At 49.1% G+C, this 23,689-nt stretch carries 22 protein-coding genes; 13 read left to right on the top strand and 9 right to left on the bottom strand.

Annotation, left to right across the window (positions count from 1 at the left end; translation table 11 throughout):
- Window positions 1-186 precede the first annotated feature (186 nt).
- Window positions 187-543: a HesB/IscA family protein gene (locus tag QQK89_RS01285; RefSeq protein ID WP_284236601.1), complete on the top strand. Its 357-nt coding sequence runs from the start codon at window positions 187-189 to the stop codon at window positions 541-543.
- A gap of 485 nt (window positions 544-1,028) precedes the next feature.
- Here the strand turns inward: QQK89_RS01285 and pstA are convergent, their stop codons facing one another.
- The 4 genes from pstA to QQK89_RS01265 all read right to left on the bottom strand — a co-directional run bounded on the left by pstA (window position 1,029) and on the right by QQK89_RS01265 (window position 5,236).
- A complete protein-coding gene (pstA, locus tag QQK89_RS01280) occupies window positions 1,029-1,934 on the bottom strand; it encodes a phosphate ABC transporter permease PstA (protein ID WP_284236599.1) in 906 nt (301 codons plus the stop codon).
- Complete coding sequence (gene pstC, locus QQK89_RS01275; protein WP_284236598.1) at window positions 1,934-2,884, bottom strand: phosphate ABC transporter permease subunit PstC; 951 nt, start codon at window positions 2,882-2,884, stop codon at window positions 1,934-1,936. Before pstC ends, pstA begins: the two co-directional genes overlap by 1 nt.
- Before the next feature lie 88 nt (window positions 2,885-2,972).
- The gene (locus QQK89_RS01270) at window positions 2,973-3,839 is read right to left on the bottom strand and encodes a phosphate ABC transporter substrate-binding protein (protein ID WP_284236597.1); all 867 of its coding nucleotides are present in this window, start codon (window positions 3,837-3,839) and stop codon (window positions 2,973-2,975) included.
- 65 nt (window positions 3,840-3,904) lie between these two features.
- Window positions 3,905-5,236, bottom strand: coding sequence for a hypothetical protein (locus QQK89_RS01265; RefSeq protein ID WP_284236596.1), 1,332 nt, complete (start codon window positions 5,234-5,236; stop codon window positions 3,905-3,907).
- 281 nt (window positions 5,237-5,517) lie between these two features.
- Between QQK89_RS01265 and QQK89_RS01260 the strand changes: the two genes are divergently transcribed.
- The 4 genes from QQK89_RS01260 to QQK89_RS01245 all read left to right on the top strand — a co-directional run bounded on the left by QQK89_RS01260 (window position 5,518) and on the right by QQK89_RS01245 (window position 10,102).
- On the top strand, window positions 5,518-6,228 hold the full coding sequence (locus QQK89_RS01260; RefSeq protein ID WP_284236595.1) for a response regulator transcription factor: 711 nt from the start codon (window positions 5,518-5,520) through the stop codon (window positions 6,226-6,228).
- Window positions 6,225-7,286 (top strand): sensor histidine kinase, encoded by a 1,062-nt coding sequence (locus tag QQK89_RS01255; RefSeq protein ID WP_284236593.1) that lies wholly within the window; start codon window positions 6,225-6,227, stop codon window positions 7,284-7,286. Before QQK89_RS01260 ends, QQK89_RS01255 begins: the two co-directional genes overlap by 4 nt.
- A 136-nt stretch (window positions 7,287-7,422) precedes the next feature.
- On the top strand, window positions 7,423-8,199 hold the full coding sequence (locus QQK89_RS01250) for an ABC transporter ATP-binding protein (protein WP_284236592.1): 777 nt from the start codon (window positions 7,423-7,425) through the stop codon (window positions 8,197-8,199).
- Entirely contained in the window at window positions 8,174-10,102 is a 1,929-nt protein-coding gene (locus QQK89_RS01245; protein WP_284236591.1) for an ABC transporter permease, read from the top strand. The genes QQK89_RS01250 and QQK89_RS01245 overlap by 26 nt, the downstream gene beginning before the upstream one ends.
- A 35-nt stretch (window positions 10,103-10,137) precedes the next feature.
- On the opposite strand, the gene QQK89_RS01240 is transcribed toward QQK89_RS01245, so the two are convergent.
- Window positions 10,138-11,085, bottom strand: a complete 948-nt coding sequence (locus QQK89_RS01240) for a hypothetical protein (RefSeq protein ID WP_284236590.1) — start codon at window positions 11,083-11,085, stop codon at window positions 10,138-10,140.
- Between the two features lie 91 nt (window positions 11,086-11,176).
- Window positions 11,177-12,328, bottom strand: coding sequence for a metallophosphoesterase (locus QQK89_RS01235; RefSeq protein ID WP_284236589.1), 1,152 nt, complete (start codon window positions 12,326-12,328; stop codon window positions 11,177-11,179).
- A gap of 184 nt (window positions 12,329-12,512) precedes the next feature.
- On the opposite strand from QQK89_RS01235, the gene QQK89_RS01230 reads away from it, so the two are divergent.
- From QQK89_RS01230 to sda, 3 genes are all read left to right on the top strand, one after another.
- Window positions 12,513-14,672, top strand: a complete 2,160-nt coding sequence (locus QQK89_RS01230; protein WP_284236588.1) for a DNA topoisomerase III — start codon at window positions 12,513-12,515, stop codon at window positions 14,670-14,672.
- A gap of 112 nt (window positions 14,673-14,784) precedes the next feature.
- Window positions 14,785-15,456 carry a YheC/YheD family protein gene (locus QQK89_RS01225; protein WP_284236586.1) on the top strand — a complete coding sequence of 224 codons (672 nt, stop codon included), beginning with the start codon at window positions 14,785-14,787 and terminating at the stop codon, window positions 15,454-15,456.
- A 349-nt stretch (window positions 15,457-15,805) separates the two neighbouring features.
- Window positions 15,806-15,949: a sporulation histidine kinase inhibitor Sda gene (gene sda / locus QQK89_RS01220; protein ID WP_284236585.1), complete on the top strand. Its 144-nt coding sequence runs from the start codon at window positions 15,806-15,808 to the stop codon at window positions 15,947-15,949.
- Here sda and QQK89_RS01215 read toward each other — a convergent pair.
- Together QQK89_RS01215 and QQK89_RS01210 are read right to left on the bottom strand one after the other, a co-directional pair.
- A complete protein-coding gene (locus QQK89_RS01215; protein WP_284236584.1) occupies window positions 15,946-16,188 on the bottom strand; it encodes a hypothetical protein in 243 nt (80 codons plus the stop codon). The genes sda and QQK89_RS01215 overlap by 4 nt on opposite strands.
- Window positions 16,189-16,291: 103 nt before the next feature.
- Window positions 16,292-17,293, bottom strand: a complete 1,002-nt coding sequence (locus QQK89_RS01210; RefSeq protein ID WP_284236583.1) for an NAD(P)/FAD-dependent oxidoreductase — start codon at window positions 17,291-17,293, stop codon at window positions 16,292-16,294.
- Between the two features lie 357 nt (window positions 17,294-17,650).
- Here QQK89_RS01210 and QQK89_RS01205 point away from each other — a divergent pair, with 357 nt between their 5' ends.
- Together QQK89_RS01205 and QQK89_RS01200 are read left to right on the top strand one after the other, a co-directional pair.
- Complete coding sequence (locus QQK89_RS01205; RefSeq protein WP_284236582.1) at window positions 17,651-18,844, top strand: NAD(P)/FAD-dependent oxidoreductase; 1,194 nt, start codon at window positions 17,651-17,653, stop codon at window positions 18,842-18,844.
- Window positions 18,844-19,104 (top strand): hypothetical protein, encoded by a 261-nt coding sequence (locus QQK89_RS01200; RefSeq protein WP_284236581.1) that lies wholly within the window; start codon window positions 18,844-18,846, stop codon window positions 19,102-19,104. Before QQK89_RS01205 ends, QQK89_RS01200 begins: the two co-directional genes overlap by 1 nt.
- Before the next feature lie 537 nt (window positions 19,105-19,641).
- Here the strand turns inward: QQK89_RS01200 and hemQ are convergent.
- On the bottom strand, window positions 19,642-20,388 hold the full coding sequence (hemQ, locus tag QQK89_RS01195; protein ID WP_284236580.1) for a hydrogen peroxide-dependent heme synthase: 747 nt from the start codon (window positions 20,386-20,388) through the stop codon (window positions 19,642-19,644).
- A gap of 157 nt (window positions 20,389-20,545) precedes the next feature.
- Here hemQ and QQK89_RS01190 point away from each other — a divergent pair, with 157 nt between their 5' ends.
- The 3 genes from QQK89_RS01190 (at window position 20,546) to dnaI (ending at window position 23,483) form a co-directional block, all read left to right on the top strand.
- The gene (locus QQK89_RS01190) at window positions 20,546-20,833 is read left to right on the top strand and encodes a YuiB family protein (RefSeq protein WP_284236579.1); all 288 of its coding nucleotides are present in this window, start codon (window positions 20,546-20,548) and stop codon (window positions 20,831-20,833) included.
- Between the two features lie 149 nt (window positions 20,834-20,982).
- The gene (locus QQK89_RS01185) at window positions 20,983-22,503 is read left to right on the top strand and encodes a helicase DnaB (protein WP_284236578.1); all 1,521 of its coding nucleotides are present in this window, start codon (window positions 20,983-20,985) and stop codon (window positions 22,501-22,503) included.
- 23 nt (window positions 22,504-22,526) lie between these two features.
- Window positions 22,527-23,483 carry a primosomal protein DnaI gene (gene dnaI, locus QQK89_RS01180; protein WP_284236577.1) on the top strand — a complete coding sequence of 319 codons (957 nt, stop codon included), beginning with the start codon at window positions 22,527-22,529 and terminating at the stop codon, window positions 23,481-23,483.
- Window positions 23,484-23,689: the final 206 nt, after the last annotated feature.

Genomic DNA, 23,689 nt, shown 5'->3' with positions numbered 1-23,689 from the left:
TTTGCACATCCGATTAAGAAAGCTTCCATTATTATAAACCCGTAAGGTAAAGGCGGCAACACCTAAAGTCTTGAATAAACGTTAAGACGGCAGGCGCTCATCTCTTGAGGAAGCGGAAAAAGAAGAGTATACTAGGGCTACAACGATACATTTTATTTCGTATTTATAATAGAGGAGGGACGAGGCATGATCACAATTAGTGAGACAGCGTCTGATAAAATAAAAGAAATGCTCGAGGAGGAAGGGACTCCCGGATTGTTCCTGCGCATTGGCGTGAAGGAAGGCGGCTGTACGGGCTTCTCCTACGGCATGGGCTTTGACGATGAAGAGAACGAGAACGACAAAGCGATGGAAGTTGCCGACCTGAAAGTCGTTGTCGACGACGACAGCATCAAGTACCTATTCGGTCTTATCATCGATTGGAAAGAGTCGGCTATGGGCGGCGGCTTCACAATCGAGAACCCGAACGCAACAGCAACATGCGGCTGCGGAAGCAGTTTCCGTACGGCTGCGGCTGCCGGTAAGCCAGATAGCGATTGCTAATGATTTGATTGCCGGGGCAGGCTGCGCAAAAGAATGTTCTTCCAATCGCCATTGCTGCCGTAATCTTTGAATTTATCGTACGAGGTACGATTCCGGCAGCAAAAGCGAGCACTTAAAAGCTTTCTGCAAGAAAGCTACTTCGTAAGCATAAGCTCCGTTTTTCCAGAACATTTTTTTGCTCCGCCTATACGGCGAATCAAACAAAAGCGCAATCAAAGAAGGCTTTCGCAGCCTTCTTTTTTTTGACCATATAGACAGGTTGCAAATACAACCTGTCATAAACAAACCTAACCGGCGTCCCATTTCATGGACGCCGGTTTCGGTTTAAAAAAAGAAGTCGGCCAGGAACGGAGGAAGTGAATGCTCTTGAGGAACGAAGTGCCCGCCTTTGCTCGGGGATAGCAACCTCTGCCAATTGATTCAGGCAATCCCCGAGCAACAGCGGCCGAAAGAGCATTCACTTGCGCAGTGACAGTTCTCGACTTCTACGACCTCTGCATCTTACGGGAATTCAACCACAGAGGAATGCGGAACACCAAGTTAATGAGCAGAACGAAGAACACGAGTACCGCAGCCGCCTTCTGGGCGATCTCTTGGGCGTCCGGTACAATCGCTTCGGACTGTACGTACCACAAGTGTACGGCCAGCGTCTCGCCCGGCGAGAACAGGCTGAAATCCCACATCTCGCCGGAAGTCGTAACGCCGGCTGTTAGAATAATAACGGCGCTTTCGCCAAAGGCGCGGCCGGCCACAAGACAGATCCCCGTAATTATTCCGTTCATCGCTGCAGGGATCAGGACGCGCATGATCGTCTGTAAATGTGTAGCTCCAAGCGCAAAGGAACCGCTCTTGAGCTCTTTCGGCACGGCACGGATGGATTCCTCCGTCACGCGGGTCAGAACCGGGAGGTTCAAGAATGCGAGACTAACGGCGCCGCCTAGAATGGTGAGGCCAAGCTGAAACATTTCTACGAACAGCGCGATACCAAACAAACCGAAGATGATCGAAGGTACGGAAGCAAGTCCTTCGACGCAAATCCGCACGAATCCGATCAGCTTGTTGTCGGGCGCAAATTCAGCAAGATAAATGCCTGCCGCCATCCCAAGCGGGATCGAGATGACTAGCGACAGGAACAGAATGTAGAAGGAGTTCACGAGGGCCGGACCGATACCGCCGCCTTCTTCAATCTCGCTAGGCAGACCAAACAGGAAGTTCCATGACAGCTTTGGCATTCCGTCCTTCAAGATAAGGAAAAGAAGACCAAGAATAAAGAGGACGACCGCAATGCCGACGGTCCAGACGAGAATCGTAAAGAAACGGTTGTTGAAGCTGTTGATTCCTCTTTTGCCGCGGAAAGGATTGCTGTTTGCCGTAGTGTTTAAATTGCTCATTAGTGTTGTACCCCTCTCCGTTGCAGCCAGCGAACGCCAACGATCATCAGAAGCGAAATAGCAAGCAGCAGGAAGCCCATTAAGTAAAGCGCGTAGTTCCAGGTCGAATCAAACGGAACGTTTGCGATCTGCATAACGATGTTGCTCGTCAATACGGAAGTAGGCTTAAGCAAGCTGTCCGCGATTTGCGGGGTATTGCCGATAACCATAACTACCGCCATGGTTTCGCCGATTGCGCGGGCCATGCCAAGAATAACGGCATACATAATCCCGCTGCGAGCCGAAGGAATAAGCACCTTCACAACCGTTTGGAACCGGGTAGCCCCAAGGGCATAGGAAGCGTCGCTATATTTCTTGGGAACCGCTGTGATGGAGTCGTCGCTAATGCGGCTGATGGTAGGCAAGACCATGATCGTTAGTACAAGGGCAGCTGCAAGAAGGCCATCACCCATGCCTGTGCCGGTAACATCGCGAATCAATGGAATAAGAACAGTTAAGCCCAGGTAACCGTAAACAACGGACGGAATGCCGACAAGCAGGTCCATGACCGGACGAAGCATGTTTTTCAGCCACGCGGGTACAAAGGTCGACAGAAAGACCGCGATCAGGAGCGAGAGCGGAACTGAAATAATCAAAGTTAATAAAGTAAGGGCAAATGTACCAAAAATAAATAGCAATCCGCCGTATTGCTCCGTTTCCGGACTCCATTCCGTAGATAGGAAAAATTCGGAGAAGGACACTTCGCCAAAGGTCAGTATGCCTGTGCGGAACATGAGGAGCAGGATGAGGAATAAGATCAGACAGACAAAAGCAGCGCAAGCAATACAAACGTAACGGAACATGCGGTTCATGAAAAACAGGCGTTTCCTGCGGTCAAACGGCTTGCCGCTTCCCGTCAAAAGACTGCCGCCCAGATCGATCTGGCCCGCAGTGGATGAAGTATCTAACATATTTATTGATCGGCTCCTTCGGTAGCAAGCAGCCGCCTTGTCGCTTCGCGAAAGACGGCCGCCGTTACCAATATTCGATTGACCTGAATTATTTCATTGCGGAAAGCGGGATGAACTTCAGCTTTTTCAGCGATCCGTTCTGGAACTTAGCGCTTTGGATATAGCTGATGAATTCTTTAACAACGCCAGTAGGTTGGCCTTTAGTCATATAGTAGCCGTAACCCCAGACTTTGTATTTACCGTTGATTACGTTGTCTACGGTTGGGGCAACGCCGTTGATGCTTACGCCAGTCATTTTTGTAGTGATGTAAGCGAAATCGAGGTAACCGATAGCGCCTGGCGTAGATTCAACAGCCGTTTTCATGTCGCCGCTTGTTTTGACTTCTTTGTAGTTGGAGCCTTTAGTCATGAAGTCAGTACCCATCAGAGCTTTTTGTTGGAAGTTAACGCGCGTGCCGGAGCCGAAAGCACGGTTAACGACGATGATCGCAGCATCTTTACCGCCAACTTCTTTCCAGTTGGTTACTTTGCCGGAGAAGATATCTTGCAATTGTTTTGTTGTCAGGTTTGTTGCGGTAACGCTTTTGTTAACGACGGCAGCGAATGGAGTAACCGCTACTTTGCTAGCTACTTGACCAGTGAAAGCTTCGAAGCCAGGAACGGCTTTCGTAGCATCCCAGTCAACAGCGCCGATATCAGCGATACCTTTGCGCACGGATTGTGGACCAGTGATCGAACCGGCTGCCGAAGCGGAGATTTTAACTTTCGGATTCAGCTTTTTGAACTCGTTAGCCGCTTGAAGAGTCAGCGGGAGAAGAGCGGAAGAACCATTGATTACGATTTTGCCGGACAGCTTGCTAGCTGCTTCTGTTTTTGTTGGGGCTTGTACGGAACCAAAGCCAACTGTTGCGATAAGAGCGGCTACCGTAGCCACTTTGAGCCATTTCAGTTTCATTTGTTATAATCCTCCTAAAATGATGGTTCATGCTGTCGTAAGCATGAGCTTGAATTTTATTTGTATTAGCGAGTAATGGTCGTGAATTTGCCGTTCACAGGCACAGCTACTTGGCCGTTGCTGATAGCCGCGATATCGCCTTTGCCCGATACAATCAGCTCGGATACTGCGTCAGAAACGCCGTACAGTTTGCTTGCAGTACCTGTAGCAGGATCAATCGCGCTAATGCTGTTTGCATCGCCTTTTGCAGTCAATACGATCAGTTTGCCGTCAGCTTGGTTCATTTGGAATACGTCTTCAGCGCTGAATACGCTAGCTGCTTCCAGAGAAGCCGTATCTACCGAAGCTACGCTGCCTGCTGCATCGTCGTTAATGCTAACGAAGTAAGCTTTCGAACCGTCAGCGGACAGTTCCAAGAACGCTTTGTCGCTTGTGTCCTTCGTTAATTGAACAGGTTTGTTATCGTTTTTAGCCGAGTCGTAGAAGTAAGCTTGCGTTTCTGTGCCAGTTGGATCGATGGTTACATCGTCTTTGCTTACGTCGGTAGCGTCATTCTTAACAACCGGTTGTTTGATTTGGAGGTAAGCTACTTTTGTGCCGTCAGCCGATACGGCAAGGTTTGCTTTGTAGTCAACTTTATCTTCAAGAATTTTCGTTACGCTGCCGTCAGCAAGGCTGAGTTTGCAGATCACGGAGTTCTTGTCGCCTTGGAAGAAGAAGATCGAGCTGCCGTCAGCGGAGAATACCATCTCATTCTTAATCGATGTATCTGCGCTAACTTGCGTCGATTGTTTCGTGCTCAGATCAATAACGTTTACTGTGCCGTCTTCATTCGAATAAGCGGCTTTCGAACCGTCAGGGGAAACGATCAGTTCAGAAGTATCGGAAGAAGTAAGCAGAAGTTCATTTTTGCCTGTCGCAGCATCAACCAGATAATCTTCGCGGCCAGTATCGCCGGATTTCGATACGATCAGCTTCGAAGCATTTACCCAAGTTACTTGGTCTACGTTCTCAAGAAACTTGATCGAAGTGATGTTGCCGTTCGAGTAGCCAACACCCAGCTTTGTAAGGAAGCTTACAGGCTCAACAAAAGCTGTACCGTTAACCGTAACCGCATCTTGTACTTGCGCGATATTGTGGTTAAGCTGAACGGTAATTGTGCTGCGGGATACGTTTAGCGAAGCTTCGAGCGCTTTCGCCAGGTCGCGTACGGAAGCAAGCGTTACGCCTTGCGCGTTAATCGTGCGGATTGCGACAGCTTTGCCGTTGATGGAGACTGTTGTCGAACCAACTTGTACCGCTTGTGCCGATTGTACGGCCGATTGCGCCATTACAGGAGTAACTGCTGATGCGCCGATTGCTGTTGCGAGCACGGAAATGACTACTGCTTTTTTCATTTGTAGTTCGTCACCTTTCTTATTTTCGAATGAGTTGACTAGGTCCGACGGCCCTTCGCCGGTATGTATGACAAGTCTTAATTTCTTCCCCCCGCAAGCCTCGTCGGAACTATTTCGGAAGCAAAATTAGAATAACAGCGGATTATTATCCCATTATTTAGAAATTGTAATGATTTTGTTAATTTGATTGAAAATGACCGTATTGTTATTCTGTTTACATGATTTTTTAACAAAAGGATCCATATATTAAGGTGTATGATGGTACCGGGAGGAATGTCGAGATGTATCGGATATTTATCGTCGAGGACGATGACAAGATAGGCGCGGTATTGAAATCCACGATGGAGAAATACGAATTTGAGGCGAAACGAGCGGATAATTTCAAGGAGCTTATGCTTGAATTTACGGCGTTTGAACCGCATCTTGTATTGCTCGATATCAATTTGCCGTATTATGACGGATTTTATTGGTGCAGACAAATTCGTACGCGGTCAAACGTCCCGATTCTGTTTATCTCCGCCCGCGAAGGGGAGATGGACCAGGTCATGGCTATCGAGAACGGTGGAGATGACTATCTTCCTAAGCCGATTCATTTGGATCTGCTGCTCGCGAAGGTGAAGGGCGCGTTAAGGCGCGCATACGGGGAATACGCGGCAGCTTCGGCGTCTTCTGCAGAACTGGAGCTGTATGGCTTGCGTTTGAATTTGAGCCGCAATGAGCTGGATTGGAGAGGGCAACGGACGGAATTAACGAAGAACGAACGTCTGCTGGCAGAAGCTTTTCTAAAAAGGCCGGACGAGATTGTCGCGAGGGAACAGCTGCTGGAATCGTTATGGGATGATGTGCAGTTCGTGGATGACAATACGTTGACGGTTAACGTAACCCGGCTTCGGAAGAAGCTTGAGGAGGTCGGGGTCAACAAAGCGATCGAGACGGTTCGCGGGCAAGGCTACAGGCTTAATGCGGAGGCATTGCGGGAGGTTAGAGCATGATCCGTTCGTATTTATGGGATCGCAAAGTTCTAATCGTAACTTATCTATTAGGCATGGCGTTAGCCTCGGCGATGTTTGCGCTGGACAAGCTAAGGTATGAGAAGGAAGCGGATGCCGGCCTTGTCTACTATTTTGTCGAAGTAGCCGCTTTCCTGCTTGTAGTTGGCTTAACGGTCGATTATTTACGGCAGAGAAGGTACTATAAACAGCTTCACGAGGCGATTGCCGGCGGGTCGGAGCTCAAAGCCTCCATGGTGGTAACCGCAGGGGTAACGACGGAGCAGATTGCTGTGCAGCGGCTGCTGGCTGCGCAATATGGCGCTTATTTGACGGATTTAAGCCAATATCGCAGGCAGCAGGAGCAACATAATCATTTTGTTCTGCAATGGGTGCACCATATGAAGACGCCCGTTTCGGTCATTGATTTGCTAGTTCAGGAGGCGCTGCAGGAAGGCGGCTCCGCCCAAGCCGATTCGGACAGGCTGCAGAGCATTCGCGAAGAGGCGGGCAGGATGACAAGAGGGCTCGATATGATGCTCCATACGGCAAGACTCGACAAGATGGAATTTGACCTGCATCTCCGATCGATTCCGCTTCAGGAAACGGCCCGTCGCGTCATTAATGCCCATAAGCAGCTCTGCATCCGCCATTCGATCTTTCCGAAGATCGAAGGGGAAGCGGTTGTCGAAACGGATGAGAAATGGCTGACTTTTATATTGAACCAGCTGATCGGCAACGCTATCAAATATTCCAAGCGCAAGCCCGGGTCCAAAAAGCTTATCGTCCGCATTGAGCAGGAGAAGGATTTGAGCAGCGTCAGGCTGTTGGTTATAGATGAAGGAATTGGTATTGAGGCGCATGATTTGCCACGAATTTTTGATCCTTTTTTTACGGGGGAAAATGGACGTGCCGTTGAAGAGTCGACGGGCATGGGGCTTTATCTGGCCAAGCAAGTATGCGGTCGCCTGGGCCATGAACTGGATGTCGAATCGGAAGCGGGTATTGGAACGACAGTAACGGTCAAGTTTCAACCCGAAGGAATCCATTTGCTCCGTTAAACGCTAAACATGACAAAATCGTAAGGTTCCCAACCTCCAATTGAAAGGTAAATCGATGGGTTCAACACGGCTCGAGAGGCTATACTGAGTCCATAATCATGAAAACGAGCTTTTGCGAGTGAAGGAGACTAATACGATGAGCGTTTTGCGAACGAAAGGGATTGGCAAGGTTTATCATTCGAAAGGGAATATATCCTACCGTGCGTTGGAGGATATTGATCTCAATATTGAGGCCGGCGAGTTTGTTGGCGTTATGGGACCGTCGGGAAGCGGGAAAACAACTCTTCTTAATCTGCTTGCCACTATTGACCGTCCGACATCGGGAGAACTTGAAATAAACGGCGTGCAGCCGGGGAAGCTGAGCGACAAGAAGCTGGCGTTGTTCCGGCGCAGAGAACTAGGCTTTGTGTTCCAGGATTTCAACCTGCTGGATACGATGACCATTAAGGAAAACATCATTTTACCGCTTGTATTGGAAGGGGCCGCCCCGCGTGTCATTGAGGAGAAGCTGAAGCCGCTTGCTATCCTGCTTAATATCGAAGGGATCTTGGACAAGCGTACTTATGAAGTGTCCGGCGGTCAGAAGCAACGGGCCGCTATTGCCCGGGCAATCATTCATCAGCCGGCGCTTGTGCTCGCTGACGAACTTACCGGCAACCTGGATTCCAAAGCGGCCAAGGATGTTATGGATGCGCTGAAGGATATGAATGAACGTTTGCGGGCTACGGTGTTAATGGTGACGCATGATCCGTTCTCCGCAAGTTATTGCGAGCGCATTGTGTTTATTAAAGACGGCAAGTTGTTCTCCGAAATCCGGAGAGGAACAAACCGGCAAGCCTTTTTCCAGCAGATTCTGGATGCGCTTAGTGTACTGGGAGGTAATTTCGATGACGTTCCGTTCGCTCGCGCTTAGCAACATGAAAGGCAATTGGCGTTCTTACAGTGCCTTTTTCCTCAGCTGCGTATTTTCCGTATTGATCTTTTATATGTACTCTTCGTTTATCTTTCATCCGGATGTCGTAAACGGACATATTGAGCAGGCCGCCAAGGTGAGAAGAGGAATGATGTTCTGCCTTTATATTATCGGTATCTTCTCGTTCTTGTTCGTGCTGTATTCCAACTCTGCTTTTCTCAAAACGCGCAAGCAGGAATTTGGTCTGTTGTCCTTATTCGGGATGACCAAAGCTCAGCTTAGAAAGCTTGTTATCTATGAAAGCATTGCGCTCGCCTTGTTATCCATAGGCGTGGGGATCGGGCTTGGCATGTTATTCAGCAAGCTGTTTTTTATGGCTTTGTCGGTCTTTCTTAAGGTGTCGGATCCGATTCCTTTTGCGGTACCGCTTAAGTCTCTCGGGATAACCGGGATCGGTTTCTTTGTGTTGTTTGTTGCAATCGCGGTTCTAACTTCCCTGCGCATCGGCAAAGTCGAGTTGGTCGAACTGTTTAAGGCAGGCCGCAAACCAAAGGGAGAGCTGTTGTTCTCTCCATGGCTAGTCGGACTGGCGCTGGTATCGCTAGGCTCCGGTTATACGATGGCGCTGCTGCTTGATTCGTACAATTTCTTCTATATGGCTATTCTTATATTAGTGACGGTTACGATCGGGACGTATTTTCTGTTTACGCAATTCAGCGTACTGCTTATTCGGTTTCTGCAGAAGCGCCATTCCGTCTTCTACAACAGGACGAATATGGTTGTCCTTTCGCAGCTTGGGTATAAGCTGAAGGATAACGCGCGTATTTTGTTTATGGTATCGATCATGAGCGCTGTCATCCTGACGGCGTCAGGCACCTTTTATCTGATGCAGGTTAGTGCCAAGAAGCAGATTTTTCAGTATTATCCTTATTCGATTGCGGTATTGGAGAAGGGACTGCAAAGTCATGCCGTTATTGATCCGGACAAGATGAAGGCCACGCTTCGATCGGAAGGGTTCCCGGTTACGGACGAGAAGATTGTAAGTGTGGCGAGCGTTGAGGCTGTTAAGCTGACGAGGAGCAATGGGCACAATATCGATTATAGTCCGGGCACGATGATGATTTCGGTATCCGACTATAACCGTCTGGCGGCAGCGCAGGGGAAAAAGAAGCTTCATTTGAAGCCGGACACGGTAGCGATGCCGGGATCTTTCAACCCGCCTATTGAACGCTTCCAAGGGACGGTGAATGGCAAAGCTTTTGATTATAAGGTAGCCTCCGTCTTGTCCGACAGCGTCATGAACCAGACGGATATGAACTGGATGACGGTCATTATGGATGACGGCAATTATAAACAAATGCTTGCGGGCGTACCCGAGAACGACCAGCTTGTATGGTACGGGTATGAAGTGAAGGATTGGGAGAATGCCGGCCCCGCACTTAAGAAGCTGGATGTATCGAAGGATCTCGTAGGACAAATGGACCGACATCGGGCAGATAGCTTTGCCAATATGAAGGAAACAAGCTCTCTCACTTTGTTTATTGGTTTGTTCATTAGTTTGTTGTTCTTTATCGCATCCGGTAGTTTGATTTATTTCAAAATGTTTACCGAACTTCAGGAAGACCAGGCGCAATTTAACGCCTTGAAACGAATCGGGATGACCAAGCAGGAAATTCGAAAAATAACAGTGACGCAGATCGGCATTATTTTCTATCTGCCATGTTTGATCGGCACCATTCATGCGTTATTTGCGATGAAGGCGCTTGACGGCTTGATGGCGTCCAGCGTGTGGCTGTATTCGCTTGTCATTATCGGGATCTTCGTCGTTATGCAGACGATCTATTTCTTGCTCGCAAGCATGAGCTATACGAAAGGTTTGAATAGAGGAACGGCCAGCGCTTAAGGCGCCGGCCGTTTTTTCTTGAGCTGTTTTTAGTTTCAGTTTGTTTGCTGCTGTTCCAGCCAAGCGATGCGTCTTGCCGTCATTCCGTTTAAGGCGGCTTCCGCGGTTGTATATTCCGCTTGCAGCTTTTTCACGACCGTTCTGACCTCGTGCGCCGCTTCGCAAGTACGGTCCTGCGTATCTTTGATCCGTTTCTGCACGATCCAGTCGGTAATTAGTCCGTCAAACCAATAATCCCCGAATTTGAGCAGACCGCTTATATCGATGCGGATATCCAGGCTGCGTTCCAAATCCGCAAGCTCATCCTGGAAGCTTCTTAGTTCATGATTCGCCGCCGAAATAGACGATTTGGCGGCGTCGATATGCTCATGTTTGATATGGGTAGATATAAGACCGCCGTTGCCCCAGGTATCCCAGTTGCCCCAGTTAATCGCTTTCTCGAGACTATCTATGGCAGGCTCAAGCGAAGCAAGTACCCGTTTGCCGGCAGTGAACGCTTCGTTTAATTCGCGCACGATGACTTGCTGGGCCGCAACTGAATTTTCCATGGCGAGCAGCTCGGAGGCTTTCCCCGGCATGCTCCGGAGCGCTTGCTCCTGTTCCAGCATAATTCTCTTGTAGTCCTGATCGGCGCTTTGGTAGGCCGTAATGGTCACGCCTGCTTGCGTAATCTCGTCTTTAAGCATGTCGCGTTCCTGCGTAGCTTCCGTAAGCTTGAGTGCCGCTGCAAGCGCCTGCTGGCGCTCCATTTCAAGCTGTTCATCCTTGCTGCGGAGAAGGGTGTGGAACAGATTCGTCAAGGACATCCGCGTAAGCTTATCGACATCGGCTTGCTCGGATTCGAGATCAACCTCCAGCCGTATGATTTGCCGTTCGAGTTCATTTAATCTGGATCGGAATTGACTTTGCTTGCGTATGGCCTTTTCCAGCTCATATTTACGTTCCTTTGCTTCTGTTAATCGATCGAATAAGGATTCTGTCATATGTAGGAAGTCCCTCCTGGAATAGGGCTGAATGCAAACTCTATACGAGGGTAAGGCTCATGAAGTTTCATGCCATGAGGCAGGTTTTTGGTTAAGGGTTGAAAGTAAGATCGACTTGAATAATTTCCGAACGGCTTCCAATACGGATTGGCGGCCCCCAGGATCCAAACCCCGAGGAGACAATCGCGTGAAGACTTCCTTTCAGCTTGTAGCCCCAGTCTAATTCGAAAATACGCCTTGTGATCAGATGGTTCGGAGCCATCTGCCCGCGGTGGGTATGGCCGGATAAGGAAAGGTCGATGCCGTTTGCCGCGGCTTGCTCCAGATCGGAAGGCTGATGGTCCATCATAATTAACGGTCTTGTTCTGTCCAGATCCGAGATTAGTTCACCGATAGGGAGACGTCCTTCCGGATCGCTATGGCGCGCGGCAAGGTCCTTGCGTCCAACGATGTAGAAGCTGTCTTGTACAAGCACGTTTTCGTCTAGCAGAACACGGATGCCGACGGCGTTCATAGCCGCGATATACTCCTTAATATGGCCGCCTATATATTCATGATTGCCAAGGACGGCATATACGCCAAGCGGCGCTTTCAGGTTCTTCATCGTTGCAGCCATATTGCGTCTGATAAACGGGTCGATGCTATCGTCGATGACGTCGCCAGGGAGCAGAATAAGGTCCGGCTTCATTTCTTCCATATGGCGGACAAGCCTGCCGAGATGTTTATTGCCAACTACGGTACCCAGATGGATATCCGAAGCAACTCCGATTCGCAGTTTCTTAAGCGGGCCGGCTTGCTTCGCAACCGTCAGCTCGTATTTGCGGACGATAGGCGTCCAAGCGTTCCAGGCGCCCCGGATCAGGATCGAAGCCAATAGTACAAAGGTGACGGTCCCAACGGAAACGACGGCCGTCTTGTAAGCAACGGACATAAGCGTGAGCAGCCAGACAATAAGATCGGCTACCGGAAGAATAATAAGGCCGTATTCCATGACGGCAAACCAGTAGGAACCGATCGATTTCAGCGCATAAGCAATTTGGCGAATCGGGGCAACCGAATGTTGTCCGAACCGTCCGATGAGCCAGGCAAAGGAGAGGACGCCAACGATAATACCGTACGGCAAGGCATGTTCGAGCCCGAACAACGCGGATAGATAAACCCATCCGTTCCAGCCGATATACCCGTTCACCAGCGTAAATAAGAGAAGGAAAAACAAAATAACAGGAATAAATCTAGCTCTCACTTGGCCAACACCTTGCTTCCATATATAGGTTGAGTTCACTTGTGAAACTAACTATATCACAAGCGCAATTGCCGGGTAAAATGATGCGGGTTTAACGGGCTGGCATTGGTTTCGTTACCGGTTTTCTAGTATACTTGTACAAGAATTTACGGCAATTTGCTTGTATGGAGAGAGGGATATAAGAATGAAGTCATTAGTGCTAGCGGAAAAGCCAAGCGTAGCCAAAGAAATTGCGCGCGTTCTTGGCTGCAGCAGCAAACATAAAAGCTATATCGAAGGTCAGGACTATGTGGTCACCTGGGCGCTGGGGCATCTGGTCACGCTTGCCGAGCCCGAGGATTATGATGCGAAATATAAAACCTGGAACCTAGAGGACCTGCCTCTGCTTCCGAATAAGATGAACCTGAAGGTCATGCGCGAAACTTCGCATCAATATAAAGCGGTTGCCCAGCTGTGCAAGCGTTCGGATATTGGCGAGCTTATCATTGCAACCGATGCCGGGCGCGAAGGGGAACTTGTAGCCAGATGGATTATGGAGCTTGTCCATTGGCGCAAGCCGTTCAAGCGCCTGTGGATCTCGTCCCAGACGGACAAAGCGATCAAGGACGGCTTCAAGGCGCTTAAGCCAGGCCAGCAATACAATAATTTGTACGCTTCGGCGGTATGCCGCGCGGAAGCGGACTGGCTGGTAGGCCTGAACGTGACTCGCGCGCTTACGGTGAAATACAATGCCCAGCTTGCTGCCGGACGCGTGCAGACGCCAACCCTTGGCGCGCTTATCGATCGCGAGAAGGAAATTAATCAGTTCCAGACCCAGCCTTATTGGAACGTTACGGCAGACTTCGGGGCTTTCCAGGGGTTATGGAGACAGAATGATTCGCATGACGGCAGATTGTGGGATAGAAGCGAGGCTGAAGCCGTAGCGGTTCGGCTGCAAGGGAAAAACGCCAAAGTCGACAAACTTCGAACGACTCAGAAATCCGAACCGCATCCGCAGGCCTTTGATTTGACCGAGCTGCAGCGGGAAGCGAACAAGCGACTTGGCTTCTCGGCCAAAATGACGTCTAACGTGCTGCAAAAGCTGTATGAGCAACATAAGCTTGTCACGTATCCGCGTACCGATTCGCGTTATTTGTCGAGCGATATCGTGCCTACGCTGAAGGGGCGTCTGGAGAGCGTTGCGGTTGGACCTTATGCCCCTCTAGCCCGCAAGCTGCTTCGCGGCCAGTTGACCGTTACGAAACGGTTCGTGGACGACAGCAAGGTCAGCGACCATCATGCCATTATTCCGACGGACGAGTATGTGAATTTATCGGCTTTGAGCAACGACGAGCGCAAGCTGTACGATTTGATCGTGCGCCGTTTTATAGCGTTGTTTTATCCGCCGTATACGTATGATGAGACAAGCGTCGTTCTGACTGTAGGCGAAGATAAGCTGTATGCCAAAGGCAAAGTCCAGAAGGAGATCGGCTGGAAAGAGCTTTACGGCGGCGGCGACTCGAGAACGTCGGCGGAGGATGACGAGGAAGAGGAAGGCGGCCAAAGCTCGGAGAATAACGCGCCGGATCAGCTGCTCCCGGCCCTCGTGCAGGGACAGGCCGTACCGGTGAAGCAAAGCCGTTTGAAGGAGCTCCGTACGTTGCCTCCCGCCCGTTATACGGAAGCTTCCTTGCTCTCGAAGATGGAAAAGCACGGGCTGGGAACGCCGGCTACCCGGGCTGATATAATCGAAAAGCTGCTCTCCACCGAAACGATCGACCGCACGCAAAATCGTCTTACCCCTACAGCCAAAGGCAAGCAGTTGATCGAGCTTGTCGTGGATGAACTGCGGAGTCCGGAGCTGACGGCCAAGTGGGAGCGGGAGCTCGAACTTATTGCCCTTGGCAAAGGAGACGCCAAGCAATTCATGGCGGGGATCCGCGAACAAGCGAGTAAATGGGTTACCGCCGTTAAGAATGAGACCAAGGAGTATAAACCTCATAACTTAACTCACTCGCGGTGTCCGGAATGCGGAAAGCTGCTGATGGAAGTGAAGGGCAAACGAGGGAAGTCGCTGGTCTGCTCGGACCGGGAATGCAGCTACCGCCGCCAGGCTGAACCGGCGCTCTCCAATAAGCGTTGCCCGCAATGCCATAAGAAGATGGAGATTCATGATGGCAAAGCAGGCAAATATGCGCAATGCCGGCCATGCAACGTCATCGAGATGCTTGGCGATAAACAAGGCGGCAGGGTGAACAAACATCAGCAGAAGAAGATGATTGAGCAGTACAGCGATAACGTGTCGTTGTCCAATAGTCTTGCGGATGCGTTAAAAGCCGCCATGAACAAACAAAATGACGAGTAATTGATCATTGGGCTCGGTTCCTTGGGAACCGGGCTCTTTGCCTGTTCGGACAATCATCCAAGAGACAACCGAGATTGCGACATAAGCTATTAATAAAAAGGAGATTGATAGCATGGAGGATCAACTCGGACGGCCTGTCCCAGACAAATGGGTGAAACAAGCGGCATTGCTTGCAAGCCCTGCACTTGCTCCACATATCCCTCCAACAAAGCGCTACAATGCCGTTAACTTAAAAAGCATGTTGGCCAAGCATCAAATGGTTGTCATCAAACCGGTCGTAGGGACGGGAGGGCATGGCGTCATCAAGGTATGGAAGACAAACACCGGCTTCAGCTACACCTCGCAAACGGCAACACTCGCTTTTTCAAGCTTTGAAGCTTTGAAATCTTCGCTCGACAAGAAACGAAAAAATCGTCCTTACCTCATTCAGAAAGGCATTCGTCTGGCTAAAGTTGGCGGACGTCCAATCGATTACCGGGTGAAGTACGTAAAGACGGAAGCGGGTTGGGAATATCGTTCCATGGTTGGGAGGATTGCCAAACCGGGTCTATTCGTCACAAATTTATCCCAAGGCGGTACAATGGTAACGGCAGCGGAAGGCATACGCAGATCATTGTCTCCATCCCTGGTTGAAGCGAAAAAGCAGCAAATGCGCGATTTGACCGTTGAATCCACCAGAATGCTGGAGAGCAGGTTTCCGGGGGTAACTCAACTGGGGTTTGATTATGGCATAGATACGAGCGGAAAGATATGGATCTTCGAGGTCAACACGAGACCTCAGTAAGCTACAATAAGCCGCAATAACTCGAATAAAAAAGGCTAAAAACCCGCGAGGGTTTTATTTTTTTTCAGTTTGAACCTACATGTTTATGAACCGATTTTCAATATATTCCATTAATGGGTCAAGAAAAATCGATTAAAGTTTTTTATCAACTTTTGGAAAAAATAGGCTGTGTATAATTGTATCCACATGATCCACTGTGTTAAATCCTCATTTTTCGACTTATATTCACATCTCATACACAGACTGTCCACAAGGGCGTGTGCATAAGCGAGGCCATTGTTGCTGGGTTTTGTGCATGTTACGATGGGATCAGCTTAGGAAACTAAAGGAAGAAAGGAAGTGTCCACTAATGGAGCTACTGTCAGACGAGCTGCTGGAAGACACCTACCTTGCTGCTATTCTGTACAAGCTAGAAGATGATTTCATCCGGATGTTGCTTGTTGAGATGAAGCGCAGGCAATTAAACAAGGCTGCAGGATCCAACATCGCTTAGAATCCCGTTGTCGATACGGCAGCCTCAATCGTCCGTTCGCAGGACGAGCAGTATACAATATGCGTGCAGTTATTATCATCGGCCGATTGATTCCATGTTGTCATTTCTGTCTCTAGTGGCACGTAAGGTGCATAAGGACCAATCCAATCCGTCATTCGGCCCCAATCTTCCATCGTTTGACCACAATTGGCGCAAGCTGCATTCAGCGGCTGCATGCCATTGCATACAGGACAAAACATAAGGGTATCCTCCTTGGCTTTGTGCAGATGTCTTGCACTTGAATGAATCGCCAATGTTAGGATACCCTTGTCATTTTTGTTTATTATAAGTTTTCGATATAACCTACAGCTTCAAGTTGCTGCTGTGCCCCGGAGAGAGTTTCGCTTCCGGATCGATGTAGACTTTAGCATTGTTGACGGCGGTTGGCGCTTCACCGAATCCAACGGCAATCAGCTTAAGCTTGCCGGGATAAGTCGTAATGTCACCGGCTGCAAAGATGCCGCTGACATTGGTCTCCATCCGCGTATCCACCACAATGGAGCCGCCTTGGATCTCGATACCCCATTCGGCGATTGGCCCAAGCGAAGAGACAAAGCCGTAGTTGACGATAACCGCGTCTACGTCCATCTCGGTTTGTTCCTTGGTTTTGGTATCGGTTAGGGTTACGCGGCTGATCCGGCCGTCGCCGTGAAGCGAGGTGATCTCCTTGGGAGTCAGCACATTTACTCTGGAGCTCATCAGATTGTCTACGCTATGCTCATGGGCGCGGAACTTATCACGGCGATGGACCAGGGCGACGCTTTCGGCAATGGGCTCAAGCATAAGCGCCCAGTCGACGGCAGAGTCGCCTCCGCCGGTAAGGAGTACCTTCTGGCCAGTAAAGCGGTTCAAATCGCCTACAAAATAATGCAGGTTGCTTTTCTCGTATTGCACGGCTTCGGGAAGCTCCAGCTTGCGGGGCTCGAAAGCGCCGACGCCAGCCGTAATAATAACGGCTTGTGCATAATGGACGGATTTATTGGTAATGACTTCAAATAAACGTTCGCCTTGCTTGTTCACTTCAACTACTTTTTCTTCGAGCAGAACTTCCGGCTGGAACAAGCCGATTTGTTCGATTAGACGATCAACAAGCTCTTGAGCTGTAACTTTTGGAAATCCGGCCACGTCATATATGTACTTCTCCGGATAAAGTGCGGCTAATTGTCCGCCTAGCTGCGGCATGCTCTCAATGATTTTGACGGATGCTTGGCGCATTCCGCCGTAAAAGGCTGCAAACAGGCCGGCAGGCCCACCGCCGATAATAATAAGATCTACAAGGTTATCTGGCTTTTGAACGGATGACATGGATGGCACCTCCAATAAATTGATGATCTGCTTCCTATTATATGCCTGCCGTTTCCAAGAAGGAAATATGAATTTGTATGCTGTTCTAAAGTTTTTCGTATATTTTTACTCTTGAAGTTTAAGTAAAAACTATGTAATATTTCTGATGTATTGTATGTATGGCGCCTGATTTGATTCAGTCTACAGAGTAGATAAACGGCTGAACAAGCACGAAGCAAGGCGCATAATCGGAGCGATAAAAGGAACCAAAAAAATGACACAATTCGCTGGTTAGAAATATAGATCCAGCACGGATTGTGTAATTTTTCACAAACAAAAAGACACATAAACAAGCTAAGGAATGGATGGGATCATACGATGAGCAACATACCCAAAATTGTCATCTTAGGAGCTGGCTACGGCGGCGTGCTTACTGCGCTGCGGTTGCAAAAGGAACTTAATTATAACGAAGCTGACGTCACACTTGTAAATAAGCACGACTACCACTATATTACAACGCATTTGCATATGCCTGCCGCTGGCACGGATAATCCCGAGAACGCGCGCGTCAGCATCTCGAAGCTGATCGACGAATTCAAGATCGACTTTGTTAAATCAACGGTCGTACAAATTCGCCCGCAGGACAAAAAGGTTATTCTTGAGGATGGAACGCTGTCGTACGATTATCTGGTTATTGGCCTAGGCGGCGAGCCTGAAACCTTCGGTATTCCGGGACTTGGCGAATACGCGATGAACATCCGCAGCATCAACTCGGTCCGTCTGATCCGCGAGCATATTGAATATCAATTCGCTCGGTTCAAGCGGGAACCGCATCGCACGGACTACCTTACTTTTATCGTCGGCGGCGCAGGCTTTACCGGTATCGAATTTGTAGGCGAGTTGTCCGATCGTATTCCTGAACTGTGCAAACAGTTCGACGTAGATCCGGCACTTGTGAAAATTTATAATATCGAAGCGGCACCAACCGCGCTTCCTGGCTTTGACCCTGAGCTTGTGGAATACGGCATGAACGTATTAACGAAAAAAGGCGTTACGTTCCGCATCGGCACGGCAATCAAAGAATGCACGCCTGATGGCGTCGTTGTTGGCGAAGGCGAAGAAATCAAATCGCAGACGGTTATTTGGACCGGCGGTATCCGCGGCAACCGCCTGATTGAAGATGCCGGCTTCGAAACCATGCGCGGACGCGTGAAAGTTGATGACAACCTGCGCGCTCCCGGCCATGAGAACATCTATATCGTTGGCGACAATTCCCTGATGTTTAACGAAGAAGGACGTCCTTACCCACCAACCGCGCAAATCGCGATGCAGCAAGGTGTTGTCTGCGCGCATAATCTGATTGCTTCGATCCGCAATCAGCCGTTGAAAGGTTTCGTATTCAGCAACAAAGGTACGGTTGCATCGCTTGGCAAAGGCGAAGCGATCGGTATCGCATTCGGCAAGAAATACACGGGCCGTACAGCGGCTTGGCTGAAAAAGCTGATCGATCTGCGCTATTTGTTCATTATTGGCGGAATTCCGCTTGTGCTTCGCAAAGGGAAGTTCTTCTAATGCGGCACGCCAGCGTGCAGGTTGTCGGACTCTTGAAGCGAGACGAATTAGACCGTTACAAAGCATTAATGGAAGTTGGAGCGTTTCTGGAATCCCAGCAACGGCATGACTTATCCTATATTGTTCAAAAGGAAGTCGACATTCTGATCCAGCCGGGCATCGAGCGTTTGAAGGAAAAGGGCCGCGAGCGCGACCGCGCAACCGAGCTTTATCTCGAACAAAAACGTCTCGGCCTCCTGGACGAGGAAGACGAAGACTAAACCAAAAAGGCTTTCGCTACGGCGAAGGCCTTTTTGGTTTGCTTATGAAGTTTGCCCGCCCGTCCTATGTCCTTGCTTCTTCATGGTCTAACGAAACGTCGTATCGCTATTAGCTGTAAAAGAGCTATTTCTGAAATATAACGAAACGTCGTAACGTTATTTGACCATTTTTGCCATCACGAGGCTATCAATCCAATAAATAGCGATACCAAGTTTCGTTAGATCTCGATAAGCTCCAATCTCGAGCGAATAGCGTGATGTAGTTTCGTTAGGCCCTCTATCCCTAAAACAAAACGCCACCGGAATCATCCGGTGGCGCAAACGGTCCAAAAAAATAGGTTAAGCGAGGATGGAGCAGGCTGAATGATTCTGGAGAAAGTATATGCTTCCGAAGTAGCTTTCTTTCAGAAAGCTTTCAAGCGTTCGCCTTTGTTCTCCGGATTCCAACCTCTGGCTATTCAATCAGGGAATCCGGGAACAACAGCGATCGGAAGAACATTTGACTGCGGAACTCCTCCAGCTAACCTATCAGCACGCCTACAGCGCCAGCATCGAGCCAAACTTCTCCGAGCTTAACAAATTCCCCACAAAGAAGTCGCCAAAATCACCGTAACGGGCGCTGACTTCGTCAAAGCGCATCTCATATACAAGCTTCTTGAACTGAAGCGCATCATCCGCAAACAACGTTACGCCCCATTCCCAATCGTCGAAACCAACGGAGCCCGTGATGATTTGTTTCACTTTGCCTGCGTATTTGCGGCCAATCATGCCGTGGCTGCGCATCATGTTGCGGCGGTCTTCCATGCTGAGCATGTACCAGTTGTCATTGCCGGAGCGGCGTTTGTTCATCGGATAGAAGCAGATATGTCTTGCTTTTGGCAGACTTGGCTTCAAGCGAGCAACAATCTCCGGATTTTGCATTGGGTCGCTGCCCGGCGAATTCACGTAGTTGCTTAGCTCGACAATGCTCACGTACGAATGAGCCGGTTGGGTAAACTCGGCAAACAGCGTTTTGTTAAATGCCGTTTCAATATCGTTTAGCTCTTCCAGCGTTTCGCGAAGGTGCATGAACACAAAGTCGGCTTTTTGGCCAACGATCGAATAGACGGCCGTGCTGCCTTGCTTGTTCTCGTCGACGTTGTTCCATTCCTTCAGGAAAGATTGGAGCTCGTCCAGCGCCGTGCTACGTTCTTTATCGCTGGCTAGCCGCCATGCCGCCCAATCCATCGAACGGAAATCATGCAGCGCATACCAGCCTTCTAATGTAATAGCTACTTCACTCATGGGTAAATTCTCCTCTCGTCACATTGCTTTTAACATTGTATCGTAAACAAAACAGCCAGAGCAAATGGCGGACTTGTGACAAATGGGCGGCTTCGATTGACTTCCTTATTTCCATTATTTAAACTGTAAAGCGAGACTTCCATAAGGAGAAGAGGACATGCTTCAATTAATTGTAGCTACGGTGCTGTTTCTGGTCATGATGTTTGGCATCGGCTTTATACTTAACATGCTTCTCAAAACAACCTGGTTTCCTATCTATGCCTTTATCATTGTGCTGTTGCCGATCTACATCTGGCAGACTTGGGACCACTCGGTATCGTTTGTCGATAATTTCACGGAATTCACCATTATTGACGTCATTCCTATCCTTGGAGCATTGGCGGGAGCTTACGTCAGCGGTTGGGCGATTCGCGCATTGCGCCGCGGCGGTTACAAGATGTTCTAAGAAAATTAAGCTATAGCGGCTACGTTATCCTATTGGGATAAACGGGGCCGTTTTCATTTTGAACCTCATATTTCTAGTTTTGTATTCGTCCCTGGCCCTTCTTTTTATGTTAGAATGATAGAAAGTACGAATGAGATGGAGAGATGCAATTGCGCATCGGTAATCTACTGCAATATACAGAACACCACCGTTACTACACTTTTCGGGATTTTTCGCTAAGCAGCTTGGATTATAAAATGTTGTCGCTTATCTATCAACCGATGATAGGCGCATTTGCTATTGCCTTCTACCAACAGTTGTACCATGGGATTGCAGAAGGTACGTCGGGTTATTCAACCATTGAGACGCAAAGAAAGCTGTTCCTCGGTCTTGGACTAGACATGAACGAACGTGGCAGAAAATATTTGATTGAACAGGCATCGCGCCTTGAGGCCGTAGGGTTGTTGCAGACATCGCGCGTCGGTTTGCCGGATCAGGCCGATGTGATGTATGAGTATGAATTATCGCAGCCGCTCACGCCAAGCGAGTTTTTCCGTAACCAGCATTTAACGCTGCTGCTCAGGGATAAGATTGGCAAATACGCGGTTATATCGCTGCGCGAATCGTTTGGGGCGCAAGAGCCTGATGAGATTGCCGGCATGCAGTTGACGAAAGAAAACATATCCGTGCCGTTTTATGAACTGTTCCAGCTTAATACCCAATCGGTAGACCAGGAGCTGGAGCAAGCATTGACGGAAGTTGCCCCTACTCGCCAGGCTGCGCCTCGCACGCAGCTGGAGACGGCAGGCATCCCGTACGGAGAGATCATTTTACGATTCCCGCGCAATTCAGCGAACCGGAGTTATGTAGAGCGGATGCGCGGCAATGCCGAACAGCTCGCACAAATCAATTATGTCGCTTATAAATACAATCTATCCGTAGCGGATATTTGCCGCTTATTGGATGAAGACGGCGTGTTTGCTTCAAGCGGCGAGTTGATTGTAGACGAAATACAGCTTCGGGCTAATCAACTGTACCGTCAAGACAAGAAACGCGAGGGAGATCGCCAGCGGACACTGGCTCGCGTACAGGCGGCAGCCGTCCAGAATAATGAAGCCGATGACGAGCTTGAGGAATTTGGCGTACAGGAAGAATACTATTTGGTTGTGCCAAGCCAGCTGGCTGGCAGATGCGATGTGCAGCAATATAACATGCTTATGCGGAATGAGCCTCATACTAGATTTATGCAGCGGTTTTTCCCGGGGGCGGTACCGGATTGGATTGAAAGATCTTTTGAACGGATTGATCTTAATTACAGGCTTCCCGCACCGGTTATTAACGTGCTGATCCATTATGTGATCGGAATGAACGACGCGCAGCGCGTAACGAAGACCTTTGTGGAAGCCGTTGTTTCCAATATGCTGGTGAAGCAGGTTGATACGTTCGAGAAAGCTGTTCTTTATGTAAGAGAGCAAGCGGAAGTGGAAGCCGACAAGGAACGTCGAAATGCCAGAACCGCAGCACAGCCCGGAGCGAGAGGGGCATCCCGCAACAACAGCTCCCGCGGGGGGATCTCGCGTAAGCCTTCCATTCCGATTGTACAGGATGAGGGTGCTAACGATACGGCCATTTCTCCGGAGAAGCTGGAGCAGATGCGCATGTTGGCTAGAAAGCTGGATGGTAAAAACTAAGCAAAAAGGCGGTGCGAACACGAATGGAATCGCTTGGTGAAATGTTGAAATCATGGCCTGGCGGAAGGTCTATGTCCAATCAGGCGGATCAGAAGCTTGAAGAGCTAATGGCGGACCCTCTAGTTGAGCGTCTGTTCGTCAAGCACCCTGAACTGAACGAACGTGCAGTGCGGATGAATATGAACCGGGTCTATCAATATGTAAATGAATATCGCAATTGTACCAATTGTCCCGGATTAAATAACTGTCCCAATGATTTTGAAGGCCATTATACGCTGCTTTCTTGCGAGACGGTTAATGATCAGGTCCAACTGATTGACCGGAAGGTTTCCTGCAAGAAGTTTATCGCTAGGCGCAGCGAAGAGCAGATCAAGAATCGGATACGCAGCTTCTATGTGGACGAAACGGCATTGAATAACGGTTATTCTGCCGATGAAATATTGTTTAATGATCCGAAACGGACGGAAGCGGCTTATCAAATTCTTGCTTACATTGATAAAACGAAGGAAGAAGGTTTGCAGAAGGAAGGTTTGTATCTCGCCGGCAAATTTGGCACGGGCAAGACGTTCCTAATGTGTTACCTGCTTCACGAACTTGCAAAAGCCGGCTACTCGGGTGCTATCGTCTATATGCCCGAATTTGTTGAGGACTTGAAGTCGATGATGCATGATCAAGCTAAGCTGAGAGAAACGGTCGAGATGATGAAGGAAACCGATCTTCTTATCTTTGACGACATCGGTGCAGAGAACTTGAATCCTTGGGTTCGGGACCATGTGTTAGGTTCTATTCTGAACTATCGCATGAACCGCAAACCAACGTTGTATACTTCCAATTATGAGCTCGACGCTCTGGAGCGGCACTTCAGCTTTACGAGCAAAGACGGCGACGAGCAATATAAAGGGGAACGACTGATGAACCGGGTGAGGCCTTATGTTGAGGTCATTATGGTAACCGGTGAAAATAAGCGTGGACGCAAATGAGAAAAAGGCTGCACATTTGTTCAAATGTGCAGCCTCTTTTTGTGAAAATACTTTAACTATTTACCGCGTTAATTTAATGTAGTATACTCTCCTCAGGGGAGGTGAGAAAATGTTACATACTTGGAAAAATAAAGTTCAAGATGTACATCTATGGAAGGTTGAGTCGTTGACCGTGAGTTTAGAATGAATATGGACTAACAATTGAT

This window comes from Paenibacillus glycanilyticus (genome assembly GCF_030161375.1).
Lineage (GTDB): Bacteria > Bacillota > Bacilli > Paenibacillales > Paenibacillaceae > Pristimantibacillus > Pristimantibacillus glycanilyticus_B.
The sequence above is the reverse complement of the archived record's forward strand: the minus strand, read 5'-3'. Positions and strand labels throughout refer to the sequence as shown.